The sequence below is a fragment of the Ruoffia tabacinasalis genome (assembly GCF_005864045.1).
GTDB lineage: Bacteria > Bacillota > Bacilli > Lactobacillales > Aerococcaceae > Ruoffia > Ruoffia tabacinasalis.
The window spans coordinates 1-4706 of record NZ_VBSP01000080.1 but is presented as its reverse complement, the minus strand read 5'-3'; the positions used below and the strand labels follow the sequence as shown (position 1 = coordinate 4706).

Annotated in this window: 3 protein-coding genes and 1 pseudogene; 3 read left to right on the top strand and 1 reads right to left on the bottom strand. The window is 29.4% G+C overall.

The window, feature by feature from the left end; all coding sequences use genetic code 11:
- Positions 1-140: 140 nt before the first annotated feature.
- The 3 genes and pseudogenes from FEZ33_RS13100 to FEZ33_RS11870 form a co-directional block, all read left to right on the top strand.
- Positions 141-446: pseudogene (locus tag FEZ33_RS13100) on the top strand (class III lanthionine synthetase LanKC N-terminal domain-containing protein); the annotation flags it as partial.
- 192 nt (positions 447-638) lie between these two features.
- Positions 639-2438: a lanthionine synthetase LanC family protein gene (locus tag FEZ33_RS11875; protein WP_500139283.1), complete on the top strand. Its 1800-nt coding sequence runs from the start codon at positions 639-641 to the stop codon at positions 2436-2438.
- Positions 2435-4048: an ATP-binding cassette domain-containing protein gene (locus FEZ33_RS11870; RefSeq protein ID WP_138405579.1), complete on the top strand. Its 1614-nt coding sequence runs from the start codon at positions 2435-2437 to the stop codon at positions 4046-4048. The genes FEZ33_RS11875 and FEZ33_RS11870 overlap by 4 nt, the downstream gene beginning before the upstream one ends.
- A gap of 168 nt (positions 4049-4216) precedes the next feature.
- On the opposite strand, the gene FEZ33_RS11865 is transcribed toward FEZ33_RS11870, so the two are convergent.
- The gene (locus FEZ33_RS11865) at positions 4217-4576 is read right to left on the bottom strand and encodes a hypothetical protein (RefSeq protein WP_138405578.1); all 360 of its coding nucleotides are present in this window, start codon (positions 4574-4576) and stop codon (positions 4217-4219) included.
- Positions 4577-4706: the final 130 nt, after the last annotated feature.

Genomic DNA, 4706 nt, shown 5'->3' with positions numbered 1-4706 from the left:
AGTTCATCCGTGGTAAGATGGGTGTAGGTCATTTGTGGTCACTCCTTTGTATTCTTTGGTCGGAATTACAAGTTGAGTGTACCACAAATGGCTGTTTTAGTTGTCTAGCTTAATTTTACAATCGGCGATATGTAAAAAATACTGAACTATTAAATATAATGTATAAAAAGAATTTCTCAAGAGTGGGTGCTGGGAAGTTTATTACTATTTACCCGAATAATGAAGAACAATTTATAGAGTTACTTGAAATACTTTATTTTAAATTAAAAGATTTTGAAGGGCCATATGTATTAAGTGATAGGAGATATAAAGATTGTGCCGTTTTATATTATAGGTATGGAGGCTTTAAAGAAATAATCAGATATGATGATGAAAGAAAAAAAGAATACTTAATATTAGATAGCGACAATGAATATATTATAGATAACAGATTGGCATATTATTCTCCTCCAAAAGGTCAGGATGAAATCATATCTTATAAGGCTAGCAATGAACAAGAAAGCCCTAATGATTATGTTTTTAAAAAAGCTCTAAAATTTTCAAGTTTGGGTGGGGTGTATTTAGCTGAGGATATTAATGGAGAAAATGTGATTATAAAAGAAGCGCGCCCCTATATTAACTATTTTCCAAATGGCATTATGGGGACTGATCGACTAAAATCAGAATATAATCTGTTGAGTTTTTTCTCTAAGCATACTAATGTTCCTAAAGCTCTTGATTTTTATAAACAGTGGGAGCATTATTTTTTAGTTGAAGAATTTATTGATGGTAAAACACTCTACAATTTTTACATGGATGAAACACCAATTCTAGATGTTGACTTTAATGGAAAAAAATGGAATGAATATTTAATAAAAATTTGTGATATATTTATACAGATAACAGACATATTAGAATGTATCCATGATTATGGATACATATATGGAGACTTATCTCCAAACAATGTAATGATTACTGAAGACCATAAAGTTTATTTGATTGATCTTGAGAGTAGTATAAATATAAATGAAATTAATTTAGCATCACAAACGTTTGAATATACAGAAGAAATTACTAGTAATAATTTCTTCCAGTCAGATATCTATTCCATTGGACTTCTTTTATTAAGTTGTCTGATTAACCGAAACCGCTTGTACTTATTAGATGAAAGCAAAATAGAGGATGTTATACAGCAACTCTTTTCAAATTATACTTTTCCTATTGAATTGAAAGAATTAATTTATAGTTTAATTGATGCGGACCATGCTAATCGACCATCGACTAAAGAGATAAAAGAAAACCTATCTGAAATAAAGGAAATTCTTAATGAGTTGGAAATTAATGTAATTGAAAACAATACCTCTTTAAAGAAAAAAATTGATGAAGTAAAATACTCAGTAAAACCTTTATTAAATGGGATAAATAGTTATAGAGAAAAATCATTGTCAGATGTATATTCTACTTCAGATATTATTGATAACCTTTACAATTTTAGTAATGGTCTTTTAGGTATTGCTTACACAAAATTTAAAATGAATGAAGTAAGTAGTAACGATATGCAAGATATTGAAACTGTCATTAGTGAGAGTAAGTATTGCCCTGAAGGTTTATACACCGGAAGAAGTGGCATTGCTTGGAAGCTATCAGAAATGGGCTTTTTAAAAGATGCAGAAAAAATTTTCCCTTCTACAGTAACTGAAAGTTCAAATTTATCTTTATACTCTGGTTTAGCAGGAATTGGATTAGCTAATATATATTTTTATAATAAAACCGGAAAAAGACATTATAAGAAAAATTCAATTAAAATCGCTGATTATATTATAAGAAATATAGATTTATGTTCTGATATAGGCTTTAAAAAAGGAAGAGCAGGAATTTCATTATTTCTTTTAGAGATATATAAGGTCACAAACTATGAAAAGTATTTATATATGGGTGAGTTTTTTCTAGAGTATGATATGGAGTATATATACCATCATAAGTCTGGTGCGTTACTTCTCTCTACTGAAGCTGATAGTAATGATTTTTTGTCGCCATATTTTATTGATGGAAGCGCGGGTATCTTAACAGTTCTTGCGAGATATTATAAAGTTACAGGAAAAGAAGACTATAAGGAACAGTGTAGAAGAATTGCAGATACTTTATTGATAAAACATCATACCTCTCCTTCTCTATTCAGAGGTTTAGCAGGGATTGCTAATGCATTATATGACTGCTACTTATTTTTAAATGAGGCTAGTTATTATGAAGAATCGGTAAATCTTTTACGGGAATGTTTACGTTATGCTGTGAAAAATAATAATAAGTGGGAATTACCCAATCGAACTTTAAATTATCTTTGTTTTGATATAGCAGAAGGATCTGCTGGAGTGTTATTAATTATTGATCGAATTATAAATAATAGAAAAATAAATCCTTTATTTTTTATAGACAATACCGAGGAGCGGATAGTACTGTGAAAATTTTTAGAAAACACCCTATTTATTTAATAATTATTTTGATTTTAACGGTTTGTTCTTCTGCTTCAAGTGTTTATGCAGGTTATTCTCTTGGGTTACTATATGAGAGCTTAGAACAAACTTCGTTTCAACTGTTGTTTCGAAATAGTTTCTTCATTATTTCTATTTGGATATTGTCAATTGCTATTAATTATATACTAGATTGTATGATTGCATACACTCTAAAAGTTATTAATGTTGATATAAGGAAGACTTACACCCATGATATTTCAAATTTAAAGTACAGAGATTATACTAGAAATAATACAGGGTATTATATATCTAGGCTGACTAATGACATTGAACGTTTTGATGAGAGTGCTTTACTAAGCATTTTTTCATTAATGGGGAATATGCTAAAAATGCTATTTTCGTTCATAGCAATAACATCGATGCATTCATACTTAGCCTATTTTACAATAGCATCAACCTTTATAATGCTTATAATTCCGAATATAACAAAACCAATAATTGGAAAATATTCAAATAATGTGTCAAACCGACAAGAAGCTTTTGTAGGAATTTTAAATGAAACATTCTCCAATTATATCGTTTTTAAAACCAATAATTTAATGAAAAAATTTAGAGATAGAATAAACAATGAATCTAATAATTTAGAGCAAGATAAGTTGAAATTTCAGTTTATAAAAGACTTAATTATGAGAATAAATTCGGCAATTAATATTCTATTTCAAATTGGAACTTTGATGTTTACAGTCTATTTAGTCATAAATAATGCCGTTTATCCAGGAGCAATTCTATCAATAGCTAATTTAGTAGGAGTTTTCTTTAGCTCTTCTTTAGGAGTTTTTAATGATATTGTGACGTACAATTCTTCTAAACCAATAACAAATAAATTATCTGAATTTGATTGGCTAAATGAACAAGATTATAACACAGCCTCAGTAGCCTTGACCGATCAAATACAAAGTATTAAATCTGGAAAATTATCTTTTAATTATGATGAAAACATGAGTATATTTAATGATATTAATTTAACTTTTGAATTTCCTAATAAATATGTAATCATTGGAGAAAGTGGTTCTGGTAAATCTACTTTATTGAAATGTATTGCAGGTCTCTATGAAAGTTATAGTGGAAAAATATTTTATAATAACTTTCCCTTAAAAGAATTAAATTTACCTGATGTATGGAATCAAGTTGTTTATTTAGATCAAACATCAACCCTATTCACGGGAACAATTAAAGAAAACCTTACTTTAGGAGAAGAATACAGTGAGGAAGAGATCATAGAAGTTTTAGAGAGAGTTAACGCTTACAATTTTGTTTGTAGTAATGACGAAGGACTCGATTATATGGTCACAGAGGGGGGGAAAAATTTTTCAGGAGGACAAAAGCAACGACTTGCCATAGCGAGAGGACTATTGAGGAAACCTAGAATTTTATTAATTGATGAAGCAACCTCAGCATTAGATGAACGCAATAAAAAACTGATTGAATCAACTATATTACAAGATCCAGAATTAATGGTTATCATGATTTCACATAATATAAATCAGGACACTGAAGCATACATTGATAAGATAATTCAGCTTGATGATATACAATAATAATTTACAAAGGAATAATTATTGTTAGTTTTCTTTTTAGTGCCATCTTTACTAATAAAATGGCCAGCTGTTTATCAAATATTAAATTGTCTGAATAAAAAAAGTAAAATCAAAACCAATTCAATTTATAATGAGGAAAGTTTTGATTTTATTTTTTTAAAGCTTGAGCTAGTTAATCACGGGAACAGGTTGAGATGTGCTTTTTTCATGTCTTCTGCTCCAAAAGAGCTTCATTATTTGGTTAATGCTTTGGAAAGTGCCATAAAGATACATCGAATAGCTAGCTAAAGTACAGCGTGACAATACCTCAATAACATTATTATATTGGGGCTGGGAATTAAGTCGCCCTAAATAATAAAAATGCGATGAACCAATCAGAATTCTGATTGGTTCATCGCATTTTATATTTTTGATTGAAGAACTCCGAGAAGCTTCTGCTTGTCTTCTTGCTTCGATTGCTAATTTTGTTAAATTCATGCTCATAAGCATGATACCTATATCATTATGTACTTCTTGTTTACCTCTCACATGTGACTACTGCCACACATTTGTACCACTGATGCCAACTTTCTTACCACTGTTTGCCAAAGAATGTACCACCTTTTGCCAGCTTAATGTACCACTAAAGAAATATCCCATAACCACTGTGATTTAAGTT